At 43.7% G+C, this 24,997-nt stretch carries 21 protein-coding genes; 14 read left to right on the plus strand and 7 right to left on the minus strand.

Annotation, left to right across the window (positions count from 1 at the left end; genetic code table 11):
- The first annotated feature begins 455 nt into the window (after window positions 1-455).
- A complete protein-coding gene (locus AB204_RS20750) occupies window positions 456-6,092 on the plus strand; it encodes an inverse autotransporter beta domain-containing protein (RefSeq protein WP_053067829.1) in 5,637 nt (1,878 codons plus the stop codon).
- A 103-nt stretch (window positions 6,093-6,195) separates the two neighbouring features.
- Here AB204_RS20750 and dsbB read toward each other — a convergent pair whose 3' ends face one another.
- Complete coding sequence (gene dsbB, locus AB204_RS04045; protein ID WP_047962105.1) at window positions 6,196-6,714, minus strand: disulfide bond formation protein DsbB; 519 nt, start codon at window positions 6,712-6,714, stop codon at window positions 6,196-6,198.
- A 172-nt stretch (window positions 6,715-6,886) separates the two neighbouring features.
- Window positions 6,887-8,431 carry a sodium/proton antiporter NhaB gene (nhaB, locus tag AB204_RS04050; RefSeq protein WP_047962106.1) on the minus strand — a complete coding sequence of 515 codons (1,545 nt, stop codon included), beginning with the start codon at window positions 8,429-8,431 and terminating at the stop codon, window positions 6,887-6,889.
- 264 nt (window positions 8,432-8,695) lie between these two features.
- On the opposite strand from nhaB, the gene fadR reads away from it, so the two are divergent.
- The 9 genes from fadR to AB204_RS04095 all read left to right on the plus strand — a co-directional run bounded on the left by fadR (window position 8,696) and on the right by AB204_RS04095 (window position 15,806).
- Window positions 8,696-9,418, plus strand: coding sequence for a fatty acid metabolism transcriptional regulator FadR (fadR, locus tag AB204_RS04055; protein WP_047962107.1), 723 nt, complete (start codon window positions 8,696-8,698; stop codon window positions 9,416-9,418).
- 264 nt (window positions 9,419-9,682) lie between these two features.
- On the plus strand, window positions 9,683-10,051 hold the full coding sequence (locus tag AB204_RS04060) for an NAD-binding protein (RefSeq protein ID WP_235428020.1): 369 nt from the start codon (window positions 9,683-9,685) through the stop codon (window positions 10,049-10,051).
- A gap of 16 nt (window positions 10,052-10,067) precedes the next feature.
- Window positions 10,068-10,283, plus strand: a complete 216-nt coding sequence (locus tag AB204_RS04065) for a hypothetical protein (protein WP_047962108.1) — start codon at window positions 10,068-10,070, stop codon at window positions 10,281-10,283.
- Between the two features lie 104 nt (window positions 10,284-10,387).
- Entirely contained in the window at window positions 10,388-10,699 is a 312-nt protein-coding gene (locus AB204_RS04070; protein ID WP_047962109.1) for a type II toxin-antitoxin system HigB family toxin, read from the plus strand.
- Entirely contained in the window at window positions 10,696-11,115 is a 420-nt protein-coding gene (locus AB204_RS04075; protein WP_047962110.1) for a helix-turn-helix domain-containing protein, read from the plus strand. The genes AB204_RS04070 and AB204_RS04075 overlap by 4 nt, the downstream gene beginning before the upstream one ends.
- 179 nt (window positions 11,116-11,294) lie before the next feature.
- Entirely contained in the window at window positions 11,295-11,732 is a 438-nt protein-coding gene (locus AB204_RS04080) for a GNAT family N-acetyltransferase (RefSeq protein ID WP_047962111.1), read from the plus strand.
- Between the two features lie 540 nt (window positions 11,733-12,272).
- On the plus strand, window positions 12,273-13,574 hold the full coding sequence (locus AB204_RS04085; protein WP_047962112.1) for a D-amino acid dehydrogenase: 1,302 nt from the start codon (window positions 12,273-12,275) through the stop codon (window positions 13,572-13,574).
- 20 nt (window positions 13,575-13,594) lie between these two features.
- Window positions 13,595-14,662 carry a catabolic alanine racemase DadX gene (gene dadX / locus AB204_RS04090; protein ID WP_047962113.1) on the plus strand — a complete coding sequence of 356 codons (1,068 nt, stop codon included), beginning with the start codon at window positions 13,595-13,597 and terminating at the stop codon, window positions 14,660-14,662.
- 394 nt (window positions 14,663-15,056) lie between these two features.
- Window positions 15,057-15,806, plus strand: a complete 750-nt coding sequence (locus AB204_RS04095) for a MipA/OmpV family protein (RefSeq protein ID WP_047962114.1) — start codon at window positions 15,057-15,059, stop codon at window positions 15,804-15,806.
- Between the two features lie 127 nt (window positions 15,807-15,933).
- Here the strand turns inward: AB204_RS04095 and AB204_RS04100 are convergent, their stop codons facing one another.
- On the minus strand, window positions 15,934-16,815 hold the full coding sequence (locus tag AB204_RS04100) for a D-hexose-6-phosphate mutarotase (RefSeq protein ID WP_047962115.1): 882 nt from the start codon (window positions 16,813-16,815) through the stop codon (window positions 15,934-15,936).
- 167 nt (window positions 16,816-16,982) lie between these two features.
- Window positions 16,983-17,978, minus strand: coding sequence for a glyceraldehyde-3-phosphate dehydrogenase (gapA, locus tag AB204_RS04105; RefSeq protein WP_047962116.1), 996 nt, complete (start codon window positions 17,976-17,978; stop codon window positions 16,983-16,985).
- Between the two features lie 342 nt (window positions 17,979-18,320).
- Here gapA and msrB point away from each other — a divergent pair, with 342 nt between their 5' ends.
- Both msrB and AB204_RS04115 read left to right on the plus strand, forming a co-directional pair.
- Window positions 18,321-18,734: a peptide-methionine (R)-S-oxide reductase MsrB gene (gene msrB, locus AB204_RS04110; RefSeq protein ID WP_047962117.1), complete on the plus strand. Its 414-nt coding sequence runs from the start codon at window positions 18,321-18,323 to the stop codon at window positions 18,732-18,734.
- Between the two features lie 192 nt (window positions 18,735-18,926).
- Window positions 18,927-19,208, plus strand: a complete 282-nt coding sequence (locus AB204_RS04115; RefSeq protein WP_047962118.1) for a YeaC family protein — start codon at window positions 18,927-18,929, stop codon at window positions 19,206-19,208.
- 80 nt (window positions 19,209-19,288) lie between these two features.
- Here the strand turns inward: AB204_RS04115 and pncA are convergent, their stop codons facing one another.
- From pncA to sppA, 3 genes are all read right to left on the minus strand, one after another.
- Window positions 19,289-19,939: a bifunctional nicotinamidase/pyrazinamidase gene (gene pncA / locus AB204_RS04120; RefSeq protein ID WP_047962137.1), complete on the minus strand. Its 651-nt coding sequence runs from the start codon at window positions 19,937-19,939 to the stop codon at window positions 19,289-19,291.
- A gap of 24 nt (window positions 19,940-19,963) precedes the next feature.
- Complete coding sequence (gene ansA / locus AB204_RS04125) at window positions 19,964-20,983, minus strand: asparaginase (RefSeq protein ID WP_047962119.1); 1,020 nt, start codon at window positions 20,981-20,983, stop codon at window positions 19,964-19,966.
- 142 nt (window positions 20,984-21,125) lie between these two features.
- Complete coding sequence (gene sppA / locus AB204_RS04130; RefSeq protein WP_047962120.1) at window positions 21,126-23,018, minus strand: signal peptide peptidase SppA; 1,893 nt, start codon at window positions 23,016-23,018, stop codon at window positions 21,126-21,128.
- A gap of 167 nt (window positions 23,019-23,185) precedes the next feature.
- On the opposite strand from sppA, the gene AB204_RS04135 reads away from it, so the two are divergent.
- Entirely contained in the window at window positions 23,186-23,737 is a 552-nt protein-coding gene (locus tag AB204_RS04135) for an NAD(P)H nitroreductase (RefSeq protein WP_047962121.1), read from the plus strand.
- 14 nt (window positions 23,738-23,751) lie between these two features.
- Window positions 23,752-24,795 carry a selenide, water dikinase SelD gene (selD, locus tag AB204_RS04140; protein WP_047962122.1) on the plus strand — a complete coding sequence of 348 codons (1,044 nt, stop codon included), beginning with the start codon at window positions 23,752-23,754 and terminating at the stop codon, window positions 24,793-24,795.
- The last annotated feature ends 202 nt before the right edge of the window (window positions 24,796-24,997 follow it).

Genomic DNA, 24,997 nt, shown 5'->3' on the forward strand with positions numbered 1-24,997 from the left:
ATTGACTCATCCCGGAGCGGTGTAGCTATCCACTCGGCGAATTGACAATTAGTACCAAACTGTCAAGTCACCTAAAACAGCTATTTTTAAACGTAGTTCATTTTCTTATTATCTGCAAAACTCCAAATAACATATTGATATTAAAATATTAATAAATTATTTGTTTTTGATTAATCCCATTTCTATAGCCTGAAAATTTTTTCCCCCTTTTCCTATGCAATTTCCCAATCTTGTACGTCACTCAAATTCGAAAGATTCATTTGCTTAAATGTTTGTTTAAGTTGGATTATTCGGCTGATTTTTTTTATTTTTCGGATGGAAACTCCTTAGTTAACAGTTTGGTACTAATTGTCAATTCGCCGAGTGGATAGCTACACCGCTCCGGGATGAGTCAATCGCACCGGCGCTTGACGGCGTCTGGTGGGGATAAATGTTGATTCGGAAGGTTGATAAATATGCTAAAGAAACAAGACAGGCAGTGGACAGAAAAACAACGCTACCGGCTGAAACAGGTAGCATGGGTGAATATCGCTGCCCAGATTTTATTTCCCGTGGCGGGGGCATTTTCTCCCGCCGTGGCGGCCGCCAGAACCGGCGATGAAATTGATGTGTCTTCATCCCAGTCCCGTCAGCGACTGGCAGACAGCCTGAGACAAGCCGCCAGCCATGACGCGCCCTCCGCCAATGCCGGGGACAACACCGAGCGCTGGCTGGCAGGTGCGGCCTCCCGTGCCGCGGGCCTGCTGAAAAGCGGCAATCTTGTGGACAGCACCAAGAGCCAGTTACGCGGCATGGCGGTCAGCGAGGCCAATCAGACGGTGCAGAACTGGCTGCAACGGTACGGCACCGTCAAATTACAGGCCAATGTGGATGACCGCGGACGGCTGGATGGCAGCCAGTTTGATATGCTGCTGCCGCTGTATGACACCGAAAAACGGATGGCCTTTACCCAGTTCGGCCTGCGTCACATCGACAGCCGCACCACCGCCAACTGGGGGCTGGGGCAGCGCCATTTTCTTGATGGCGGCATGTTTGGCTATAACGCCTTTCTTGACCACGACATCACCCGTGACCATACGCGCTTCGGGGTGGGTGCCGAATATGCCCGTGATTTTATGAAGTTCGGGGCGAACGGCTATTTCCGTGCCAGCGGCTGGAAAGACGGCAAGAAACTGCAAGATTATGATGAGCGTCCGGCAAACGGGTTTGACCTGCGCGGCGAAGGGTACATGCCTGCCTACCCGCAACTGGGGGGCAAGTTAATCTATGAGCAGTACTTTGGGGATGAAGTTGGCTTGCTGAGCGAAACACGCCGGCAGAAAAACCCGGCGGCCTTTACGCTGGGGGTGAATTATACCCCCATCCCGCTGGTGACCCTGGGGCTTGACCGCCGGCAAAGTGCCTCTGGCGGCGGGGAAACCCTGTTTAACTTTGGCCTGAACTATGAAATCGGCACCCCGTGGTCAAGGCAGGTTGACCCGTCTGCGGTGGCCTTCAAACGCAGCCTGCAAGGCGGGCGTTATGATTTGGTTGAGCGCAATAACCAAATCGTACTGGAATACCGCAAGAAAAATCTGATACGCCTGATGATGGAAAACCGGATTAGCGGGCGCGGCGGGGCGGTCATCCCGCTGAATATCAATGTCAGTGCCAAACATGGCCTGAAAGAGATTGTCTGGGATACCGCCAATCTGGTGGCAGGCGGCGGCAAGCTGGAAAGCGTGAATGCTTCGGCGCGAACAGCCGGTTTTGCTGCTGAACCCGTTCGCGGCGGCACGTATTACCTTCTGACCCTGCCGCCGTTCCATGAAAAGGGCAGTAATACCTATAGCCTGTCCGGTATCGCCTATGATACACAGGGCAATGCCTCTGACCGGATGGAGGCCCAGATACAGGTGCTCTCTTCCGCAGTCAATCCGGCCGGTTCGGGATTCGAGCCCGCCAATAAATCGATGGTGGCTGACGGCAAAACCCAGACGGTTATCCGCCTGAAACTAACCGACAAAGATGGCAAGCCGGTGACCGGCGCGGCAGGTAATATCAGGCTGACTGAGGATAAAAGCAAATTGACCGGTGACGGCAAAGACCCGGCACTGGGGAGCGAAGTGAAGGAAGTGCCGGAAGGCAGCGGGATTTATGAAGTGACCGCCACGGCGGGCACCAAACACGGTAAATGGACGATTACCCCCAATATTGACGGGCATGCCCTGACTCCCACCGTTATTGATTTCGGCGATTCACTGGCGAACATGATAGATACTGACCGCACTGAGTTTAAGCCGGAAGCCGGTACGTTGAACAAGGAAGGCGACACGACGGACATCATCCTGAACCTGAAAGACAAGGACGGTAATCCCATTACCGGTGCGGCTGATAAAATTATCCTCGATAAAGACAACAGCGAACTGTATGGTCAACCCCCTTATCCTTCTCTGGGTTCAGTGAGAGAAGACCCGCTTGGCAGTGGTATCTATAAGGCCAAAATTACCGCCGGCAAGAAAAAAGGCACCTGGAAAATTACCCCGAACGTGGACGGCAAGGAACTGAAACCCACTACGGTCACTTTTGGTCAGTCTCTGACGGACATTGTCGATACTAAAAGTTCACAGTTTACGCCGGAAACCAACGTACTGGCGGCCAATAACGAGGACAGCACCGTCCTGACTCTCCATCTTAAGGACAAATCCGGTAACCCCATCCCGAATGCCAAAGACAGTATCACGTTCGAAGACAACGGCGATACGCTGACGGGTGACGGCAAAAACAAACCCACCATTGATAAAGTCTGGGAAGAGCCGGCGGGCAGCGGCATTTACAAGGTGAAGGTCAAAGCCGGCGATAAAACCGGCCAGTGGAAAATCACCACCAAAGTAGAGGGCAAACCGCTGGAAACGCCGACGGAAATCACTTTTGGCGCATCAAAAGCCGAACTGGTTGACCCGGATAAATCCGAGTTTGTGCCGGAAAAAGGTGACCTGCCCAATGAGGGAGACACCACCGTTATCAGGCTGAACCTGAAAGACATCAATGGTCATCCGATTACCGGGGCAGAAAACAGCATCAACCTGATACCGGATAACCACGAGTTGTATGGCAAGGGGGAAACCCTGCCGTCCTACGGCAAAGCCAGAGAAGTCCCGCCGGGCAGTGGGATATATGAAGTGCCTGTCACCGCCGGGGAGAAAAAAGGCAAATGGACACTGACCCCCGAAGTGTTCGGCAAGCAGCTGAAACGTTCGGCCACCATTAACTTCGGGCAAACTCTGGCGGATATATTGGATAGCAACAGCCCCACCGTTGAGCCGACAGACGGCAGCAATGCACTGGCCGCCGATGGCGTTTCCACCAAGACCTTACGGATTGTGTTGAAAGATAAACAGGGCAAGCCGGTAACGGGGGCAAAAGACAGCATCAAAGTGAACGGCACCGGGCAATTATCGGGTGAAGGCAAAGACCCGCAAATTGGTGACGTCAAAGAGGTGTCAGACGGAGTCTATGAAGTCGTCGTGATCGCCGGGCGGAAAACCGGTGACTGGGCAGTGACGACCGCCGTAGACGGCACGGACAGAAAGCAGGAGACGGTGATTGAGTTTGATGAAAACAAGGCCCCCGGCATCAGCAACCTGCAACTGGAAGGGGTTTTGCATGTCAACGGCGTTCTGCATGCCCTCTATCAGTTTGATGCCAAAGATGGCAACACCACTGACCGCTCGTTCTATGTCTGGGGAGAGAAAAGCACCACAGCGAAACGGGTGATGAAGTTAGCCGATGAAGCGGGGGTAAAGGAGCCGATAGAATTGACGCAGAAAAACGGGGAAGGCCGGGTTGCCGCTGATGCCACTGGCAAGGACAAGGTGAAGTACACCATTGAAAGCAGCGATATCGGTAAGGTACTGGAAGTATCGATACTGGCGGCGAATGACGCGAACCTGCGCGCCAAAGCCCCGCTGACCACGGATGTGAACGACCCGAAAACCAATAAAGGTATTACGGGGGGGAATAGCAACGGCGGGGTGGCTGACCCGAATGCCAAACCACTGGTGAACATTGTTGACCTGACGGGTAATCTGACATTACCGACGACCTTAACGGCCAGTTACCAATTTGAACCCAACGGCGGGGATGCAAAAGATAAATCACGCACGGCCTGGACAGTGAAAGGCGAAACCGTCACTGACTGGAAAGATATCACCAACACCAGTCAGGGGGGACAGAACGGACAGGCTGCTGTCACACTGGAAAAAACCGATGCCACGAAGATTGCCGGTAAGGTGATCGTCATTTCTATTCTGCCGGTTAACGGAGCTGAACAGGATAATCAGGAAGGCATTGTGACGGTAACCACAGATCCGAATGACCCTGCGAACAAAACCACTGGCGGTGGTCAGGATAAGGATGGCAACCCTACCGGAACTATTGTGAATCCGGATGCGAAGCCAATTATCAAGGAGCTGATATTGGGGGGATATCTTGATGTCGGCGAAGAGTTAACCGCCACTTATTCCTTTGATGCCAATAACGGCGATCCGAAAGATACTTCTGAGTACACATGGAGCCAATTAGACAGCACGGCGGATGGTAAACCCATTACAGGAACACCCAATAAGATAACGGGGGGAACAGTGACTGATAAGGGTAAGGTGCCATCCCATAAAGTTTCTTTGCAGGATGTTGGTAAGTTTATCGAAATTAAGGTACAGGCAAGACACAATGGGAACCTGCTTGCGGATCAAATCCTTACCGTAAACTCAAATCAGGGTGAAGATGCAGGGAACGGCAATAAAGACATGTCGGGAGCGGGTGATGGTGAAGGCCGGATTATTAACCCGGATAATGGGCCGCAGATAAGTGACCTGAAGTTAAACATGTCAGCCGATGGCACTGCACTGACCGCCACTTATCAATTTGATCCCAATAATGGGAATACGGAAGATAGATCCCATTATCAATGGGGCGCATTTTTACTGGGAGAAAAAAACCAGACAGATATTGAAATAGCCAATGCCCAACATGTGGAGGAAAATCAAGATGCTCACCAGCAACTTCATCGTGTCCCTGATTTTCCATTGAAACCAGAACACGCAGGTAAGTTGATTGGGCTGAGTATTCAGGGCCGCAATGGTTACACGGATGGCAATCCAAATAATGATAAAGGGATAGGTAATACTGAATCAACGGATACTTCGAAATTCTCCGGACTATCGGGGGTGAATTCGGATGGCACGACAAAAGGGGTTGCGGATGACTTTAAGGATGATTGGAATAAAGAGGGCTATACCACGGTAAAAGTTCTTGGAGAGGAAGTTGTCTACCTCAAGGCTAAGGAAAACCTTCTTAATAATGCGAAGGAAGACAATATTAAATGGACAATTAAGACTACTAACCAAGGACAACTGATTGGTGGCGTGCCAGTGGAAATCAAGGTAAAAGCGTATAATCGTCAGAATGAATTAGAGGCAAATGTAAGCGCAAAACTAGTGCCGGAAAAAGGTGTGCTGAATGGGAGCGGAAGTTCTTACACTGGTCATACAGACGAGAATGGTGATTTAGTTATTAATATTTCTGATCCAAATGGTAAGGGAGTAAGAAATAAACTGTCAGCCACTTTAAATGATGATCAGCAGGGTAAGAAACTTACAGTAGGATCGAAGGAAGTTATCTTTACTGTGATTACCAGTCCGAATGCACCTAAAGCCAAATATTGGGGACATATGAAAAATACAATAAAAGCAGGTGGGAGTACTTTTAATCGACCACCTCTATACGATGAAAATAAAGGAATTAACCTAGATTCTCCTCAAAACGAAGGTTGGGATAATGGAGAAAAGTGGGTATATTATGATGCTTATCAGTCTGTTGACTATTGTAATGTAGTGGGGAAAGTTTTACCAGCTATTGGAACTCTTGAAATAATTCGTAAAACATATCCTGATAATAGGATAAAAAATGAATTTGGCTGGCCTACTGATTATCATTATTATTCGCGAACTGATCAGGGAGATTCAAGACTTAGTATAGATATTGGCAAGAATGACGAACCACCTCATCCGAATGCTTATTCGAATCATAATTATGTATCTTGTATTGATTAAAAACATTATTTGCTAATTTGATCGCTATTCTTTATTTGTATTGATAAAAAGCAAACTGCCCCTAATGTTATCTCCATCAACACGTAAGGGGCAGTTTTTATTCTCAGTACCTACTTCGAACTCGAAAAACCTGACTCACCAGCACCAATACACCCACCACTAAATAAGCAGCAAAAATGCCAATCAACCATTGCGGCATATCCAACGTTAAAAATTCCCATTGCTTTACCGAACAATCCCCATAGGCCTGAAATATCGAAGGCAGCCAGTCTTGCAACGGCAACCATGACGGGAAGCTGACAAAGAAATCACAGGTATTAAAGGGAGAAGGGTGTAACTGCATCATGGTGTGATCCCATGCCAGTTGCAAACCTTGCCATGCGCTGTAAATCCATAACAGGATTGCCAGCCAGCGCAAAGGGGTTTTAGGCGCAATGACACCAAGCAGTGCAGCACCTAAAATGCCAAACAGGGCAACACGCTCATAAATGCACATCACACAGGGCTGTAACTGCCTAACATGCTGAAAATAGAGTGCGGTTGCTTCTAAGAGAAGAGCCGTCAGCGCCATCAATAACCATGCGCCTCGCCCTTGGGAACTCTGTTTTAAAAACTGGAACATTTTTGTTCTTCCCATGTATGAAATAATTGGCTTATTGTGCCGTTTCATCCGCCATAAAAAAATAAAATTAAAGTCAACTACGCTATTTTTTCAGGAAGAGCGTTAATAAAAAACCGGATAGTGTGGTTTTACACACTATCCGGCAGGATACAACAGTCAATTCTGTTAACAGTTATAGCGGGACAATCAAACCCAGTTTTGTGAGATATTCAGTGGCAGGAACCAACCAGAACTCAACACTCAGCAAACCGACTAATGTCATCACAATAGTATAAGGCAGTGCCATCATCACCATGCGGCCATAAGAGAGACGAATCAGCGGAGACAGGGCGGAAGTCAGTAAGAACAGAAAAGCCGCCTGTCCATTTGGCGTTGCCACAGAAGGTAAGTTAGTTCCCGTATTGATGGCAACCGCTAAATATTCATACTGTTGTTGTGAAATCAGGCCATTGTTCAGGGCGGTCAGGGCTTCACTAATATACACCGTACCAACGAAGACGTTATCCGAAACAGCAGAAAGCAAGCCGTTGAACAAATAGAACAAGGAAAGCTGCGAAGCTGGCGAAGACTGCAAGACAAATTGGATGAATGGCGTGAACAGTTGTTGGTCAACAATCACGGCAACCACAGAGAAGAATACCGTTAGCAATGCAGTAAACGGCAGGGCTTCTTCGAATGCTTTACCCAAGGCGTGTTCTTCAGTGATACCGCAGAACGCAGTCGTGAGAATAATCACTGACAGGCCAATCAAACCCACTTCGGCTAAGTGGAAAGCCAATGCCACAATCAGCCAAATACCAATTAACGCCTGCACGGCGAGCTGGGCTTTTTCCTGACGGGTACGCTTTTCACCGGCTTTTTGGTCATAATCTTCCAGAACAGAACGGACACGCTCAGGCAGTTCAGCACCGTAACCAAACAGTTTAAAATGTTCGACCAGCAAACAGACCAGCAAACCGCAAACAAACACAGGAATAGTGACTGGTGACATACGAATAAAGAAGGTGACAAAATCCCAGCCAACATGCTTGGCAATAATCAGGTTTTGTGGCTCACCGACCATGGTCATTACGCCGCCCAGCGCAGTGCCAATACCCGCGTGCATCATCAGGCTGCGCAGAAAGGCACGAAACTGTTCCAGTGTCTGCTTTTTATCTTCGCTATCAATGAACTTATCGTCATTGAGTTCAGAACTGTCATTTTGGGAAAGGAATTGGTGGTAGATGGCGTAAAACCCGACTGAAACACTGATCACAACGGCAATGACGGTCAGGGCATCAAGAAAGGCAGATAAAAAAGCACTTGCCAGGCAAAACGCCAGTGCCAGCATTTTCTTGGAGCGGATGTTTAATAACAGCTTTGTGAAAACAAACAGCAAGAGCTGTTTCATGAAATAAATACCTGCCACCATGAAAATCAAGAGTAAAATGACTTCCAGATTGTTGCCGATTTCATGGCCTATCTGTTTTGGCGAAGTCATTCCGATGATGACAGCTTCAATGGCAAGTAACCCGCCGGGTTGCAAAGGATAACATTTCAATGCCATTGCCAGAGTGAAGATAAACTCAACAACGAGCATCCAGCCAGCAATAAAGGGGCTGACAAAAAAATAAACCAGTGGATTGATGATAAGAAAAACAATGATAGCCAATTTGTACCAGTCCGGCGAATTGCCGAGAAAGTTTTTCACCACTGCACGTCGTATACTGATTTCCATTATTGTTAACATTCCTCTTTAGTGGATACGTGGAATAATTCTAAATTGCCAAATCTGGGCAATCCAAAACTAAACCATAGTACGCTCAACACGATAGCAATTTAAGGGTATCAGCGCATAAATAATCCGTGAATGATTGAGTTTTTTATGAGCCCTTTCACTCTTTCACGGTTTATTTACCAGGTAACTATGTCGGACAAACACATTCTGGTATGATCAACAGCTATTATTAGCCAAGAAAACTGCTTTGGAATAATTAAAATTATGGTAATTAAGGCTCAAAGTCCTGCGAGTTTCGCGGAAGAGTATATCATTGAAAGTATTTGGAATAATCGCTTTCCACCCGGTTCTATACTGCCAGCAGAACGTGAATTATCTGAATTGATCGGTGTCACCCGTACGACTTTGCGTGAAGTGTTGCAGCGCCTTGCCCGTGATGGCTGGTTGACTATTCAGCATGGAAAACCAACAAAGGTCAATAACTTCTGGGAAACATCCGGTCTTAATATTCTGGAAACTTTGGCGCGTCTTGATCATGATCGCGTTCCCCAGTTAATCGACAATTTATTGGCCGTGAGAACGAATATCGCCGCTATCTTTATTCGTACTGCGTTCAGACACAATCCTGAAAAATCACTGGAAGTTCTGGCAGAAAAAGAAAATGTGGAAGATACCGCCGAGTCTTTCAGTGCTGTGGATTATAATATTTTCCGTGGCTTGGCCTTTGCATCAGGCAACCCGATCTATGGTTTGATTATTAATGGGTTGAAAGGGTTATATACCCGTGTTGGTCGTTATTATTTCTCCAGCCCTGAAGCCCGTAAGCTGGCAATGAATTTCTACCAACAGTTAGGTTTACTGTGTCAGGAACAATCGTATGACAAGATTATGGATTGTGTGCGTAATTACGGTAAAGATAGTGGGCTTATCTGGCATGGTATGCAAGGTGCCATGATCAATGAATTAACAGAAGCACGTTTCGGCTGATTATACTTTTTATATTATTCTTTGACTTGTTGCGTTGTTGATGACGCCTGTTCGCCCCAGTTACATAGTCATATTCTATAAAGATCTCTATGTTTCTGGGGATATTCCTTTATCCCATCATTTCTCTCATTTTGGTTTAAGACCGGGCAGCAACCGGGTAAGTTAACTATTATTGCTTCAGGGCCACTGTTTGGTCGTCATATCGTTCAGTCTGTATTTGATGCTATTGGTCAGCGTACTGTGTGGGTTTCAGAACAAAGCGGTGTGAGCAGTAAGCTCAAACTGGCTTTAAATAGCTGGGCTTTTGCTTTAACACATGGGATAGCTGAAAGCTTATCTATTGCTGAGTCTCTGGGTGTTGATCCATCACTTGTCATCGATGTGGTCAAGGATGGACCAATGGATAGTCCATATTTCCAGCTTAAATCTGCGGCGATAATTGCTGGAAATTATGATCCCAGCTTTTCTTTGGATAATGCGGTTAAGGATGCTGAATTAATTGTCGATGCCTCTAAACGTGCCGGTGTAAAAGTGGATAGCGTTGAAGCTGGTCTTGAGCGCTTTAAACGAGCACAACAAGCGGGTCATGGCAATAAAGATATGGCCGCCACTTACTTTGCCAAGTCATTATGATTCTGTGTAAGACACAATGCTGAGTCTGGCTGGATTCTCTTTTGCTGCTATTTTACTCGGCGCAGGAAGCGCTTATATCTGGATAACTCTTATCGGCATTACTTTTTGGGGAATCACTTTTGGTGGAGCACCAACATTATTACAGACGGCGATTGCTGATACCGTTGGTGATGGTGCAGATGTTGCACAGTCGATGTTGGTGATAGGGTTTAAACCTGGAAGGCGAGTTTAAGTCCCAGTTTTATGATATATAAAGGTATTTCATTTTGGTTTACATATTGTAAACTATAATATTTGGTGTTATGGTGTTTACATAATGTAAACGGAGTTGGTGGCATGCACGTTATTTCCAAGGAGCCATTTGATAAAGCGGTTCGTGATTTTCCAAATGATGCAAACGCAATTATCACGACATATAAGCTGTTAAAAGAAAAGAATTTTGATAGCCCTATGGAACTACAAAAATTGTTTCCTAGTCTTGATAATTTTAAATACAGAAATAAATGGTGGGTAATAGATATAGGTGGGAACAATTTACGCATGATCGCCTATATCAATTTTACAAATAAACGCTTCTACGTTAAGCACATAACCACTCACAAAGAGTATGATAAATTAGCAAAGAAGTATCGGGAGACAAAAGAATGATAAGAGAACCTACCAAAGCAATTCAAGCAACTACAGCCTTAGTTGCAGCTGTTCCCTTTTTAGGGAATAGCTCTTCTGAAAATGACTACAGAGATGCACTGGCAATGGTTGATTATCTCATCGAAAATGATGATGAGAGTCCATTGATCGCTATATTAGCCGCAAAAATAGCGGAGTATGAAAATAACAGCGAACACTTTGCTGAATTTAACAAAGCGGTTGAAGATATGCCTACTGGTGTAGCTGCTCTACGAGTGTTAATGGATCAACATGGCCTGTCGTACTCAGATTTGCAAAACGAGATAGGCTCAAAATCACTTATCAGCCAAATTTTTTCTGGCAAACGCTCATTAACTATTGCACATATCAAAGCGCTTTCCGAACGTTTTGATGTTAGACCAGATATTTTTCTCTGAGAGAAATAGGCTGAATTTGGTCTGACCGCCTCATTCTTTTATAAACGAACCCCAAACGCCGATGTAGATCAGGTGATTGAATGTTTGAAGGTCTATTTGAAGAGATGATTATCGAAAACCGTCCGATTTGTGATCGGCGGTTTTCAAACCCTACATTATGCATCACTTAGGAGCGGTGTATGTTGATCACCTTAACTGACGTAAACAAAAACAATTATGACGCTGTCTGCGACCTAGCAGTCACTGATGACCAACTTGACTATATTGCGGAAAATGCGTACTCCATTACTCAATCCAAATTTTTCCCTTCATACCAAACGCGCGCAATTTGTCTGGATGGGGAGCCAGTTGGTTTTTTCATGTGGGTGCCTGATGATGACCAAAGAATAACAATTTGGCGGTTTATGGTGGATAAAAACCATCAAAACAAGGGCATTGGGCGTAAAGCACTATCGCTGGCGCTTGATGAAATCAGGCGCACAGATCCGTTGAAAGCAATAGGAATCAGTTATGATCCGAATAATCTCGTTGCGAAAAATCTTTATGCCAGTTTTGGTTTCGTTGATGTTGGCATGGATGAAGAAGTTGAAGAGATGCTAGCTGTTATCGGAGGTTAAAATCTAATATCAGGTTAGGCAGTAAAAACTGTTAGTCAATGCCGCGCAAGAGCGCGGCTATGTTCATATAATGCCCTGTATTTTCTTGCCAGTCTTTTCTGAACTTATTTACACCCTTATGTTTTTGGCTTCTTAATTAACGTTGAAAATTCATCCAAACTGTATAATTCAATTTTTTAAATTATTATTCTACTCAATGAATATTTAATCGGAATTTTATTTTGTATTTTTTGTTTTTGTTGGTTTTTTATGTAAAATCGCATTGTGAATTTAATGTTTCTTTTTTACCGCAAAAATCACTTTGAACGATGAAAATTAAAGGGGATTGGCAGAATTTAATCCTATATTATTTCATTGATTTTATTTGAAATTTATGAATTTCTGTATTCATTTAAAATAAATGCCTTATCTTGGGTTTGTAATGAAGTTGTGACTTGAATCCTAAAAATTGATTAATTATGTTACAGCCTATTATTCTGTATTGGATTTTTATCTTTAGCATATTATTCTTGTGATAATGATTCTCCAACGGAGTGCAAAATGAAGGTTCTTATTTTAGGCAGTGGCGTTATTGGCGTAACCAGCGCGTGGTATCTTGCGCAGGAAGGCCATGAAGTTATTGTAATTGATCGCCAGAATAGTGCCGCTGAAGAGACGAGTGCAGGTAACGCTGGTCAAATATCACCAGGGTACGCGACACCTTGGGGAGCACCTGGGATCCCACTTAAGGCAATGAAGTGGATATTTCAACGACATGCACCTCTGGCTATTCGTCCTGATGGTTCATTGTTTCAATTACGCTGGATGTGGGAAATGCTGCGTAATTGTGATGCAAACCATTACGCCATGAATAAAAGCAGAATGGTACGTTTGGCAGAATATAGCCGGGACTGTATTAAGCAATTAAGGGCAGATACCGGTATCCAATATGAAGGGCGTCAGGGTGGAACGCTGCAACTGTTCAGAACAGCCAAGCAATTTGATAATGCTGCCAATGATATTGCGGTGTTAGAGCAAGAAGGGGTGCCTTATCGGTTATTGACTGCCGAACAATTAGCAACTGTGGAACCCGCTCTTACCCATACTTTCCATAAACTGACCGGTGGGTTGCAATTACCAAATGATGAAACGGGTGATTGCCAGATTTTTACCAAGACCCTGGCAAAAATGGCCGAAGATACTGGTGTGAAATTTATTTTTAATAAGCACGTTAAGCAGATTTTGGTGGATGGGCATAAAGTATCGGGTATCCAATGTGATGATGGCATCATGACTGCTGATCATTATGTGGTGGCGATGGGTTCTTATTCCACTGAGATATTGAAAAATCACGTCAAAATTCCGGTTTATCCAATGAAAGGCTATTCATTAACGATGCCGATTATGGATGAATCAAGGGCACCCGTATCAACCGTGCTCGATGAAACGTACAAAATTGCTATTACCCGTTTTGATGATCGTATTCGCGTTGGTGGTATGGCAGAAGTTGTCGGTTTTAATTTGAACGTTCTTCAACATCGCTGTGAAACGCTGAAGATGGTTGTGCAAGATCTCTACCACAATGGTGGCAGGATTGAAGAAGCCTCATTCTGGGCGGGTTTACGTCCGATGACACCAGATGGAACGCCTATCGTTGGCCCAACCAAATATTCGAATCTTTATTTAAATACCGGGCATGGAACACTAGGCTGGACAATGGCCTGCGGTTCAGGAAAGTTATTGGCTGATTTAATTTCAGGCAAGAAGCCTGATATTGCGGCAGATGATCTCTCTGTATTTAGATATATCAATGGGTTCAATATAAAAGTGCTTCCAATGAAGCCTCATTTACATACTGCATAAATCATAGAAAAGGGGTCGTTATGCCACGTCCTATTTTGGCAACGATCCATCTCGAAGCATTCCGCCATAATTTATCGGTTATTCGCCAAAAGGTTGGTAACAGTAAAGTCTGGTCGGTAGTGAAAGCGAATGCGTATGGGCATGGATTGGACCGAGTATGGCAATCACTCATACAGACAGATGGGTTTGCACTGCTCGACATGAATGAAGCTATTTATTTAAGGGAACAAGGATGGCAGGGACCAATCCTATTATTGGAAGGTTTTTTCAAACCATCGGATTTAGACATTATTAATGAGTATCGTCTGACAACCGCAGTACATAGTTATTGGCATCTTGAGGAGATAGAAAAAACCAGGTTGGACAAGCCCATTGATATCTATTTGAAACTTAATAGTGGTATGAATCGGTTAGGATTCACGCCAGCAGAATTTCCGCAGATAGTTTCAAAAGCGAGAGGGATTAAAAATGTCAATTCAGTGACTTTAATGGCCCATTTTGCTAATTCTGATAATGAAGTTGGTGTTGATGAGCAGTTTGCGGTTGTTGAAGGCTTGCAAATGAACTCACTTGCTTATTGTTTGGCGAATTCTGGTGCTGTTTTGTGGCATCCGAAGACACATGGCGATTGGGTTCGCCCGGGCATTATTCTCTATGGTGCATCTCCAAGCGGAAAGTGGTGTGATATTGCGGATATTGGATTGAAACCCACTATGACGTTGCAAAGTGAAATCATTGCGGTTCACGAGCTTCCCAAAGGAGAAAAGATTGGCTATGGCAGCCGCTATACAACTCAGAAACCCATGCGTGTAGGCACAGTAGCATGTGGCTATGCGGATGGATATCCGAGACATGCCCCAACGGGAACCCCTGTCATGGTTGATGGTATCCGTACTCAATTATTGGGCGCTATATCAATGGACATGATGACTGTTGATCTGACTCCCTGCCCACAGGCAAACATAGGCAGTACTGTCGAATTGTGGGGAACAAAACTACCCGTGGATGAAGTTGCAGAGTCGGCAGGCACTATTGGGTATGAACTTCTGTGTGCTTTAGCAAAAAGAGTCCCTGTCACCGTTACTTAATTTCTTATTCTTAACTGAATGCCGTTTTCTGAGGAAGTAATGTTATTCGGTTAAGGTATTTGGAATAGTCTTATATCTCTGAAGTAATCCAGAGGGGTTAACTTTCTCTGGATTATTTTATACCTAAATTATTTCATGTCTAATAGATTGGCTTATTGGGTAGTTTTTCTTTTTGAGTAACTGTGCTGATCACAGTATTTGATGTGATTTTTTTAGAATGGCGGTCAGCACAAAATATATCTAATACTGTATGATTAATCGTAAACTAAGATGCAGTGGGGGCTTTTTCACCCTTTGCATATTGGTGTTTGTTTTTTTAATACGAATGTTTTTAGCTATTTGTTTTACAGGAAACTAAATTAACAAAGACTCATTAAAGTGGAAATAACTTAATATGAATAAAAATAAGGTATTTGTTGCTGTAGCTGGTCTGTGCTTATTTTCTTCTGTGACATATGCTGGTGAATGGTCTGTTGGTTTGTCGGCGGTGTATGAGGCTAAACCTTACAAGGGCGTGAAAGCGCAGGATAATTTCCTGCCCGTCCCTATGGTTTCTTATGAAAGTGAAAACTTTTATTTTCATACGTTAACTGCTGGTTATTACCTCTGGAATAAACCCAAAGACGAACTCTCTGTTGATATATTTTATTCTCCGCAAGACTTTCATCCCAAAGATAGTAAAGATGAAAAAATGAAAAAGTTGGATCGCCGTCGTGACACGATGATGGGTGGCTTTACTTATCAGCATCATGAAGACTGGGGAACACTGCGTGCTTCTGTTGCTGCTGATATGTTAGGAGAGAGTAAGGGGTTCCGTGCTGACTTTTCCTATTTATATAGTATTGAGCAAGGCGATTGGGTATTGAAACCCGGCATTGGTGTGATTTGGGATAGTAAAAAACAGAACCGCTATAGCTATGGCATAACAAAAAGAGAGTCGGTACGTAGTGGGTTGGCTGAATACACTCCAGGAGATAGTTGGAGTCCTTATTTTGAATTATCTGGTTATTATTCTATTAGTGAAAGTTGGACAGCCTTCATGGCAGGGCGTGTCGAATATTTACCAAGTCAAGTTAAAGATAGCCCGATGATCAATCGTTCATACTCCGGTATTATTTGGTCCGGTATTACTTATACGTTCTGATTTTTCACGTTCTGGTTTTTCTTCCAAATAGCTAATGAAAACAGATAGATACTGAAAATAGATAGGTACTGAAAAGCTGAATGTCTGCAATTGTTATGGCAAGGTTCAGCTTTTCATTATTTTATATCTAATAACCATCAGGAATTTTGCGGCAGCGAATAATAACGGACAATCTATCAGGATTGCCATTTCTGGGGTGCAATGGGTTATTGATACGTGCAGTTTCGATACAGGCCATGTTTTTATAACCTTCTCGGCTCATATCTTTCATATTATTGGAAAGTTCAGCGCCAGGGTTCCAGCATACTACATCACTATGGTGATAGTGGTGTATTTCAATCGTTCGCTGCCACAGGGAGTCTCTCAATAAGCTGAAATCGTCCGGCTCTGTATAAATGCGGTCTGTTCGTCCCTTAAAAATTAAATCTTCATGGACGTACTCTTCTCTGTCTGCAACAGTATCAATAAAATGAGCACCAAGCCCACTGACCCGAACTTGATTGATGTCACTGACATTGAAATAAGAGTGAAGAGCGCCAGTAGCTTGATATTCACCGTGACATTCCAGCTCTATTTCACAGGTTTCCCCTAATTTAAAGCGGGCAATTAGCGTGAATTCATGTGGCCATAATTTATGGGTATAAGCGCTACTCTGGAGAGTAAATGTCAAAATAACGCCATTTTCGTTTTCATGGTGTGCTTTGAGCTCCCAGGGCAGTATTCGGGCAAATCCGTGGCTGGGAGCAGAAACTGGGCCAAACCAGGGCCAACAGATAGGAATACCACCCCGAATTGCTGTTCCCGCTTTAAAGGGAGTTTTATCACTCAACCATAATATGGGTTTTTCGCCATCAGGCTGCCATGTGAGCAGATGTGCTCCCTGAATGCTAATCGCACCGCATGCTTTAGGATGGGAAACAACAATCAAAGGAAAGCTGTCGATGTTTCGTTGACTGATATAAGGGGATATCTGTTCTACAACCGGTAATGAAAAAATTTTATCAAGCATTTGTCATAACCTTATGTAAACCTGAATAGGTAACATCTTGAATGAGTAATGGTTTGAATGAGTAGTAGTGCTAAGGCTCAAGAATAGCTCAATGTTCTGAAAATATAAATTTGGGAACATAAAAGCCACCCGTAAACAGGTGGCTTTTGAATATGGAGAAAGCTCGATTATTTAGAAATATGAGCGATCAGATCCAGAACTTTGTTTGAGTAACCTGTTTCGTTGTCATACCAGGAAACCAGTTTTACAAAGTTGTCGTTCAGGGCAATACCTGCTTTTGCATCAAATACAGAAGTCAGTTTTTCGCCGTTGAAATCAGTAGAAACAACATCGTCTTCAGTATAGCCCAGAATACCTTTCAACTCGCCTTCTGCCGCTTCTTTGATTGCGTCACAGATTTCAGCGTAAGTTGCTGGTTTTTCCAGACGAGCAGTCAGGTCAACAACAGAAACGTTAGGAGTAGGAACACGGAAAGACATACCAGTCAGTTTACCGTTCAGTTCTGGGATAACTTTACCTACTGCTTTTGCTGCACCGGTAGAAGATGGGATGATGTTCTGTGCTGCACCACGGCCACCGCGCCAGTCTTTCGCAGAAGGACCGTCAACAGTTTTCTGAGTGGCAGTTGTTGCGTGAACAGTTGTCATCAAACCTTCAACGATGCCAAATTTGTCATTGATAACTTTAGCCAGTGGAGCCAGGCAGTTAGTGGTGCAAGATGCGTTAGAAACGATATCCTGACCTGCATAAGCGTTGTGGTTGACACCCATAACAAACATTGGAGTGTTGTCTTTAGATGGGCCAGTCAGAACAACTTTTTTCGCGCCTGCAGCGATGTGTTTACGTGCAGTTTCGTCAGTCAGGAAGATACCTGTTGCTTCTGCAACAACATCAACACCCACTTCGTTCCATTTCAGGTTAGCTGGGTCTCTTTCAGATGTAACGCGGATGGTTTTGCCGTTAACAACCAGCTGACCTTCTTTAACTTCAACAGTACCGTTGAAGCGGCCGTGGGTTGAATCGTATTTCAGCATGTAAGCCATGTACTCTGCATCTAACAGATCATTGATAGCAACGATTTCAATATCTGAACGCTCTTGTGCAGCACGGAAAACAATACGGCCGATACGACCAAAACCGTTAATACCTACTTTGATAGTCATAGTATTCCACCAGCTATTTTTTAGTGAATTAAAAGTTGTTTCTAAAGTTACCAAAATCTTGCCAGCCGTCAAGCGGAATCGTGTCAACAATTGAAAAAGATCAATTTAATAATCACTATCTGAACGCTTGTTATACAGCCGGGTTAAGCTCTACGCACACCATTATCGGGGTATAGGAAGATATTTAAAGTTACCATCGGTTAGATATGTGAGATTTATCACAATTAGTAAGGTAAATTGCTGTGTTGAATGGGTTAGAATGCGTTTTAACATGTTTATGTTGATTTTTTGTTGTTTTCGATGATTTTTTATGGAAAACATTGACCTTAAAAGGTGGTCATCATGACTAAAAGTCAAAATATTTCCCTTTCTATAGAACAGCTTAGTCCAATTCAGCGCCATGTTACGCAAGAAGCAGGCACTGAGCCGCCGTTTTCAGGAAAACTACTGCACAACAAAAAAAGTGGTATTTACCATTGCCTGTGTTGTCGCCAACCATTATTTGTTTCAGATACTAAATTTGATTCCGGATGCGGATGGCCGAGCTTTTACCAGCCGGTCAATGATGATTCCATCACTTACCTTGATGATTATTCACATAATATGCATCGGATAGAGGTACGTTGTAACCATTGTCAGGCTCATTTAGGGCATGTTTTTCCCGATGGCCCCAAACCGACAGGGGAGCGTTTCTGCATCAATTCAGCAGCATTGCGTTTTATTGATAAAGAAACAGGAGAAGAAATAGCAGGTTAATGCCATTTTAGGCTGCTTTTAAACTCAGGTGAAACTATTGGGTTTAATAATGCAAAAGAAACGATTCAGCTTTATGTTAACGCACTGTTATTAACTTGTGGTGATATTAATTGAAATGGTGTCGGCTTATAGTAATGCTCAGTGTCATCGTGTAAATAATATAAGTAGCCATGTAGCCGTTAAGGAATATTAATGAAGTTGGATGATTTAATTTCTGCCATGACACCCGAAATTTATCAGCGATTGGTTCAGGCTGTCGAATTAGGAAAATGGCAGGATGGCGTACCACTTACGCCAGAACAGAAAGAACATAGTTTACAGGCAGTGATGCTTTGGCAAGCCAAACATAATCATGATCCTGAACATATGACGATTGGCACAGATGGCCAAATTACTATCAAAAGTAAACAAGAGCTAAAAGCGACATTCCAGTCCCAAATGGTTGTAAAACTAAAACCGCAATCAGAAGACTGATATGAATTGAATCGAAATAAAAACCTCGTCCTTGGCAAAAGCTATTTCTAGCAAAAGCAGGGCGAGGCTACGTTTGGTGTTTACAAAATCGATACTATTTCGCTTTGTGAAATTAATTTAGCGCCTTTAGCTGCCATTTCCTCAAATGCGTGCTGGCTGTCATTGGGCTGAATATTGACACCACGACAACCATCTGTAATCACATAGGTTTCGTAGCCCAGAGCCAAAGCATCAAGCACTGTAAATTTGACGCAGTAATCAGTAGCAATGCCTAATACAAGTAAGCGCTGTATATTATGTTCAGCCAGCCATCCATGCAGTTGAGTTTCGCGTTTATGGTCATTGTCGAAAAACGCACTATAACTATCTATCTGAGGATTCTCACCTTTTTGGAAAACCTTCTGGATAGCCGATTGGTTTAATGAAGGATGAAATTCTGCTCCAAATTGCCCCTGTACACAATGAACAGGCCACCATATTTGGGAAATGCCATTAAGTTCGCCTAATTCCCCCATTTTTTGCCCGGAATTTACGGCAAAACTCATGTGGTTTGTTGGGTGCCAATCCTGACTGGCAATAATAGCAATATGATTCTTCTGGCTATTATTTTCCTGACAGAGGGCGATAACCTCATTCGCTACTTTGATGACAGTCTCGCTCTCTTTAACTGCCAATGCGCCTCCAGTACAGAAATCATTTTGCAGATCGATAAGTAATAATGCTGTTTTCATCATATTTCTCGATTTACCTTTTCATTAATCATCTGAATAGCTCAATTCACCGCGTAAATTCTGCTGCATCAGGTAGCGAATTTCTTCGGGTGTATAAGGTTGGCTCAATAAGTAGTGCAATTTCGTCAAGGTGGCCTCGAAAGTCATGTCATAACCGCTGATAACACCTGATGCAGCCAATGAGTGACCAGTAGCATATCCCTCCATATTGACCCGGCCAGAAATACATTGAGTCAAATTAACTACGATAATTCCTCGCTCGGTCGCTTCTTTTAATGTTTTTAGTAAAGAAGCACATTGCGGAGCATTGCCCACTCCATATGATCTTAAAATCAATGCCTTAACCGGTTGCATCAGGATGTTTTCTACCACTTGGCTGGATAAGCCTGGGTAGATGGTTACAACACCAATCGGTTGCGAAGTGATCGGATTGACGACAAATTCGCTGTGCTTGACAGGGATGGGGCTTGTTTTGAAGGTGCGAATATTGATGCCTGCTTCCATTAATGGTGAACAGTTAGGGGATGAAAAGGCATCAAAACCATCAGCGTGGGCTTTAATTGTTCTATTTCCACGAAATAGTTTATTGCTGAAAAACAGACTGACTTCGTTGATAGGGTAGTTAGCTGCAAGGTACAAGGCGTTAAGTAAGTTTGTCTGACCATCAGAACGGAGTGCTTCTAAAGGAATTTGTGACCCTGTCACAATAACCGGCTTGTTGAGGTTCTCAAGCATGAAAGAAAGCGCTGAGGCAGTGAAAGCCATGGTGTCGGTGCCATGCAGAATAACAAAACCGTCATAATCATGATAATTCTGGTAGATATCATTCGCGATAGTGTCCCAGTCATCAGGACTCATATCAGAAGAGTCAATCAGAGGTTGATGTTCACGGATCGTAAATGTTGGCATTTCTGGGCGGTGGAATTCAGGCATTTTTGCGAGTTGCTGCTGCAAATGGCCGGAGACAGGAATGTACCCATTAGGAGAATGCTGCATCCCGATTGTACCGCCAGTGTAAACAACATAGATAGATTTCTTCTGCATGATCACGTCTCAATAAAAATATTTAGCCGGATTATAGGGAGTATGAAGAATAAAAAAAGCCTGATCGTGAAATCAGGCTTCAAATTTGATGTATACCCGTCGCGATGCAACTTAAAATCCATTGGGTATAGATGAGTCGTTTTTAACGGATATCGACACAGTTCAGACAGAATGTATAAATATTCTGCGGATCATTCATCTTGTTATAAAACACAGCTTGTTTTTTCATGTCTTGAGCAACCTGAGAAAACGGAGCTGGCAACATTGACTGTAAAGTATTTGGCAGCAGGGCTTGTGCTGATGAAGAGAAACCTAACATCATTCTTTCAGAGAATGAAAGTTCAGGCTGCATCCAGTTCAGTGATACGTTTTTAACTCCTGCCAGTTCAGCGGCTTTTTTGACAGCATCATCAAAATCACCCAACTGATCGACTAAACCAAGTTTTTTGGCATCAAGACCGCTCCAAACACGTCCTTGAGCAATTTTATCGGTTTCATCCAGCGATTTGTTGCGTGAATGTGCAACCAGTTTGATAAACTTACTGTAACCATTTTCGATAGCCAACTGTATTACATCGGAGGCTATTTGGTTAATGCCTTTGGTAGCGGAGATATCTGCCAGTGGCGTTGTTGAAACACCATCAGTATTCACACCGATATAATTTAGGCTTTTTTCAAACGTTTGAAACATACCAAAAACACCGATAGAACCTGTTAATGTATTTGGATCTGCAATGATGTAGTTAGCAGGGGTGGATATCCAGTAGCCGCCTGATGCTGCTAAACCTCCCATTGAAACCACAACAGGTTTAGCGCCTTTACCATTATTTTTTTCATCGCCATGGCGGATGGCCGCAATTTCACTACGAATAATCTCTGATGCACCGATACTGCCACCAGGGCTGTTTACCCGCAATAAGATTGCTTTTATGTCAGGATTATTGCGTGCTTCACGTAGCTGCTCCACAATTGTGTCACTTCCTACTACGCCCGGCTCTTCTCCACCATCTAAAATCGCGCCTTCAGCAATAATAACGGCAATGTTACCTTGATTATTGTCCGGGATTTGTACTGGTTTCAGGGCAATATAATCATAGATGCTGATGTAGTTGAAATGCTTTCGTTCCGCATCCCAACCAAAGATTTCCTTCATTTTATTTTCAACAGCACTACGTGGTTCAATATAATTGACCAGCTTGTTTTGATACGCATACAGTGCGGCATCACCATCAGCTTTACGAAATTTTTCAAGGAAGTTAGTTGCAGCAGGGGATATTTGTTCGGCAGAAGTCTTCCTGTTAACGGCAATGGTATTCAAGTAATTATTCCAAAGCTCGTTGAGCCACAGACTGTCAGCTTTACGTGCGTCTTCTGACATATCATCCCGTAAAAAGGGCTCCACTGCCGATTTATAGGTTCCTACACGAAAAATATGGGTAGAAACTTTCAACGTGTCCAATAATGACTTGTAATACAAATGATTGGTCGAGAAACCATGGATATCAACTGCGCCTTGTGGGGACAGGTATATTTCATTTGCATAGCTGGCTAAATAATATTGTGATTGACTGTAAGCATCACCCATTGCAAAAACAGGTTTGCCCGCCGCTTTAAATTCGCTGATGGCTTTGCCGATATATTTCAGGGAAGGCTGATCAGCACCGACAAAGTTATTCAGCTTTAATACCATTCCCGTAATTTTGGGATCATTTTTGGCACGACGAATGCTGTCAACAATGTCAAATACAGAAGTTTCCTGTGAACTTTTACCGGAGGAGTCGAAAAGGCTTTTCCCCAATAGGTCAAGCGGGCTGCGAGCGGATACTCGGTCAAGAACTATACCAGATAGATCTACATATAATGCGCCTTGATAGTTATTGTTAGAATTAGATTGGTGCTGGTAAGCGATTACGCCAACGGCAACGATAACAATCAACAGGATAAAGATAAAATTAGAAATAAGTTGGCGAACGAAATTTAGCAGCTTCCAACTCCATTTAAATAATGACGCTATAAATTTCCATAAAGTACGCATATCGTCTCCAGTTATGGTATCAAATGGGGTTATCCTAATCAGCTTATTTGTAAATGTCAGCCAGAAATCACGGAAGCGGTTGAAAAAACGATTTCTGTGCTTTCATTCATTAACAAATAAACAGAGAATATTGGTTTGTGACAGATTATCTTATTCAGGAGGAAATCATGAATGCTTTGGAACTTTTGTTGAATCGTCGTTCAATTGCCCGCTTAACGACACCAGCCCCAGAAGGAAACGAATTACAATATATTTTAGCCGCAGGGATGAGAGCACCTGATCATGGGGCATTGCGTCCTTGGCATTTTGTTGTAATGCAGGGAGAAGGCATTGATAAATTTAGCGCACTTCTTGAAAAAGCAGCCATTGCGGGAGAATTAGGCAAAGAAGTTGAAGAAAAAGCAAAAAATGCACCTTATCGTGCCCCGATGATCATCACGGTTATTGCTAAAGTGGTTGAACATGCAAAAGTACCTGCATGGGAACAAGTTGTTGCTGCGGGCTGTGCCGTTCACGCCATGCAGATGGCGGCTGTTGCCCAGGGTTTTGGCGGCATATGGCGCTCAGGCCCATGGACAGAAGATCCCATTGTTAAAGCGGGTTTGGGATGTAGTGAGAATGACAAAATTGTGGGATTCCTCTATTTAGGGACGCCGGAACTCAAGGCCCCAGTAAAAGTAGCAACACCAGACTTAACACAATTTGTCAGTTACTTCTAACGGAGTGAACAACAATGTCAACAGAAATCCGTCTGACTCAGTATAGCCATGGCGCCGGCTGTGGCTGCAAAATTTCTCCTAAAGTATTGGAAACTATTTTGCATAGTGAACAAGCAAAATTTTTCGATCCTAATTTGCTGGTGGGTAACGAAACCCGTGATGATGCTGCTGTGTATGATATTGGCAATGGCACAGGCATCATTAGCACTACGGATTTCTTTATGCCAATTGTTGATGACCCATTTGATTTTGGTCGAATTGCGGCGACTAATGCCATCAGTGATATTTACGCGATGGGAGGGAGGCCGATCATGGCGATTGCAATTCTGGGTTGGCCAATTGCTAAATTATCCCCGGAAATTGCTCAAAAAGTCATTGAAGGTGGTCGGGCTGTTTGTCAGGCAGCAGGTATTTCCCTTGCTGGTGGGCATTCAATTGACGCCCCTGAGCCTATTTTTGGTTTGGCAGTGACCGGTATCATCAATATTGAGCGTGTGAAGCGTAATAATCAGGCAAAAGCAGGCAGCCACCTGTTTTTGACTAAACCTTTAGGTATTGGCGTATTGACTACAGCTGAAAAGAAAGGTTTGCTTCAGCCTGAACACCAAGGTGTTGCGAAAGAAACCATGTGCAAGCTGAATAAAGCAGGTGCAGATTTTGCAGGAATTGAAGGTGTCACGGCGATGACGGATGTAACAGGTTTTGGCCTGTTAGGGCATTTAGGTGAGATTTGTGAAGGTTCGGGCGTTCAGGCAACGGTCAAGTTTTCGCAGATACCAAGATTGCCGAATGTTGATGCTTATATTGAAAAAGGTTGCGTACCTGGTGGCACGGGGCGCAACTTTGACAGTTATGGACACTTAATAGGAGAAATGACTGTTCGTCAACGTCATCTCTTGTGTGATCCACAAACGTCGGGCGGTTTATTGCTGGCTATTTTGCCGGATGCCGTGAAAGAGGCGAAAGCCATTGCACGCAACCACGATATTGATTTGATTGCGATTGGTGAATTGTCTGAACCAAGCTCAGACAGGGCATTAATTGAAGTTGTTGAATAAATAACCACAATTATCATTTAAAAGCCATGTTAGTTTTTTGAAAAAATTAATATGGCTATAACAGATTTATGGCTTCGTTTTACCAATGGTAAACGTCCTCTTGTCATTGATATCAATCGGGTATCCGTGCATACCTGGACTACCTCCCCGAACGATCGGTTCACACACTGTTTCGTGATGTGAATACCTCAAAGTTGTGGCA

The sequence above is a fragment of the Xenorhabdus khoisanae genome (genome assembly GCF_001037465.1).
Taxonomy (GTDB): domain Bacteria; phylum Pseudomonadota; class Gammaproteobacteria; order Enterobacterales; family Enterobacteriaceae; genus Xenorhabdus; species Xenorhabdus khoisanae.

Bases quoted from the DNA above. Each gene is read 5' to 3' on its own strand.
- AB204_RS20750 (WP_053067829.1), top strand. From the start codon at position 456: ATGCTAAAGAAACAAGACAGGCAGTGGACAGAAAAACAACGCTACCGG.
- dsbB (WP_047962105.1), bottom strand. From the start codon at position 6,714: ATGTTCCAGTTTTTAAAACAGAGTTCCCAAGGGCGAGGCGCATGGTTA.
- nhaB (WP_047962106.1), bottom strand. From the start codon at position 8,431: ATGGAAATCAGTATACGACGTGCAGTGGTGAAAAACTTTCTCGGCAAT.
- fadR (WP_047962107.1), top strand. From the start codon at position 8,696: ATGGTAATTAAGGCTCAAAGTCCTGCGAGTTTCGCGGAAGAGTATATC.
- AB204_RS04065 (WP_047962108.1), top strand. From the start codon at position 10,068: ATGCTGAGTCTGGCTGGATTCTCTTTTGCTGCTATTTTACTCGGCGCA.
- AB204_RS04070 (WP_047962109.1), top strand. From the start codon at position 10,388: ATGCACGTTATTTCCAAGGAGCCATTTGATAAAGCGGTTCGTGATTTT.
- AB204_RS04075 (WP_047962110.1), top strand. From the start codon at position 10,696: ATGATAAGAGAACCTACCAAAGCAATTCAAGCAACTACAGCCTTAGTT.
- AB204_RS04080 (WP_047962111.1), top strand. From the start codon at position 11,295: ATGTTGATCACCTTAACTGACGTAAACAAAAACAATTATGACGCTGTC.
- AB204_RS04085 (WP_047962112.1), top strand. From the start codon at position 12,273: ATGAAGGTTCTTATTTTAGGCAGTGGCGTTATTGGCGTAACCAGCGCG.
- dadX (WP_047962113.1), top strand. From the start codon at position 13,595: ATGCCACGTCCTATTTTGGCAACGATCCATCTCGAAGCATTCCGCCAT.
- AB204_RS04095 (WP_047962114.1), top strand. From the start codon at position 15,057: ATGAATAAAAATAAGGTATTTGTTGCTGTAGCTGGTCTGTGCTTATTT.
- AB204_RS04100 (WP_047962115.1), bottom strand. From the start codon at position 16,815: ATGCTTGATAAAATTTTTTCATTACCGGTTGTAGAACAGATATCCCCT.
- gapA (WP_047962116.1), bottom strand. From the start codon at position 17,978: ATGACTATCAAAGTAGGTATTAACGGTTTTGGTCGTATCGGCCGTATT.
- msrB (WP_047962117.1), top strand. From the start codon at position 18,321: ATGACTAAAAGTCAAAATATTTCCCTTTCTATAGAACAGCTTAGTCCA.
- AB204_RS04115 (WP_047962118.1), top strand. From the start codon at position 18,927: ATGAAGTTGGATGATTTAATTTCTGCCATGACACCCGAAATTTATCAG.
- pncA (WP_047962137.1), bottom strand. From the start codon at position 19,939: ATGAAAACAGCATTATTACTTATCGATCTGCAAAATGATTTCTGTACT.
- ansA (WP_047962119.1), bottom strand. From the start codon at position 20,983: ATGCAGAAGAAATCTATCTATGTTGTTTACACTGGCGGTACAATCGGG.
- sppA (WP_047962120.1), bottom strand. From the start codon at position 23,018: ATGCGTACTTTATGGAAATTTATAGCGTCATTATTTAAATGGAGTTGG.
- AB204_RS04135 (WP_047962121.1), top strand. From the start codon at position 23,186: ATGAATGCTTTGGAACTTTTGTTGAATCGTCGTTCAATTGCCCGCTTA.
- selD (WP_047962122.1), top strand. From the start codon at position 23,752: ATGTCAACAGAAATCCGTCTGACTCAGTATAGCCATGGCGCCGGCTGT.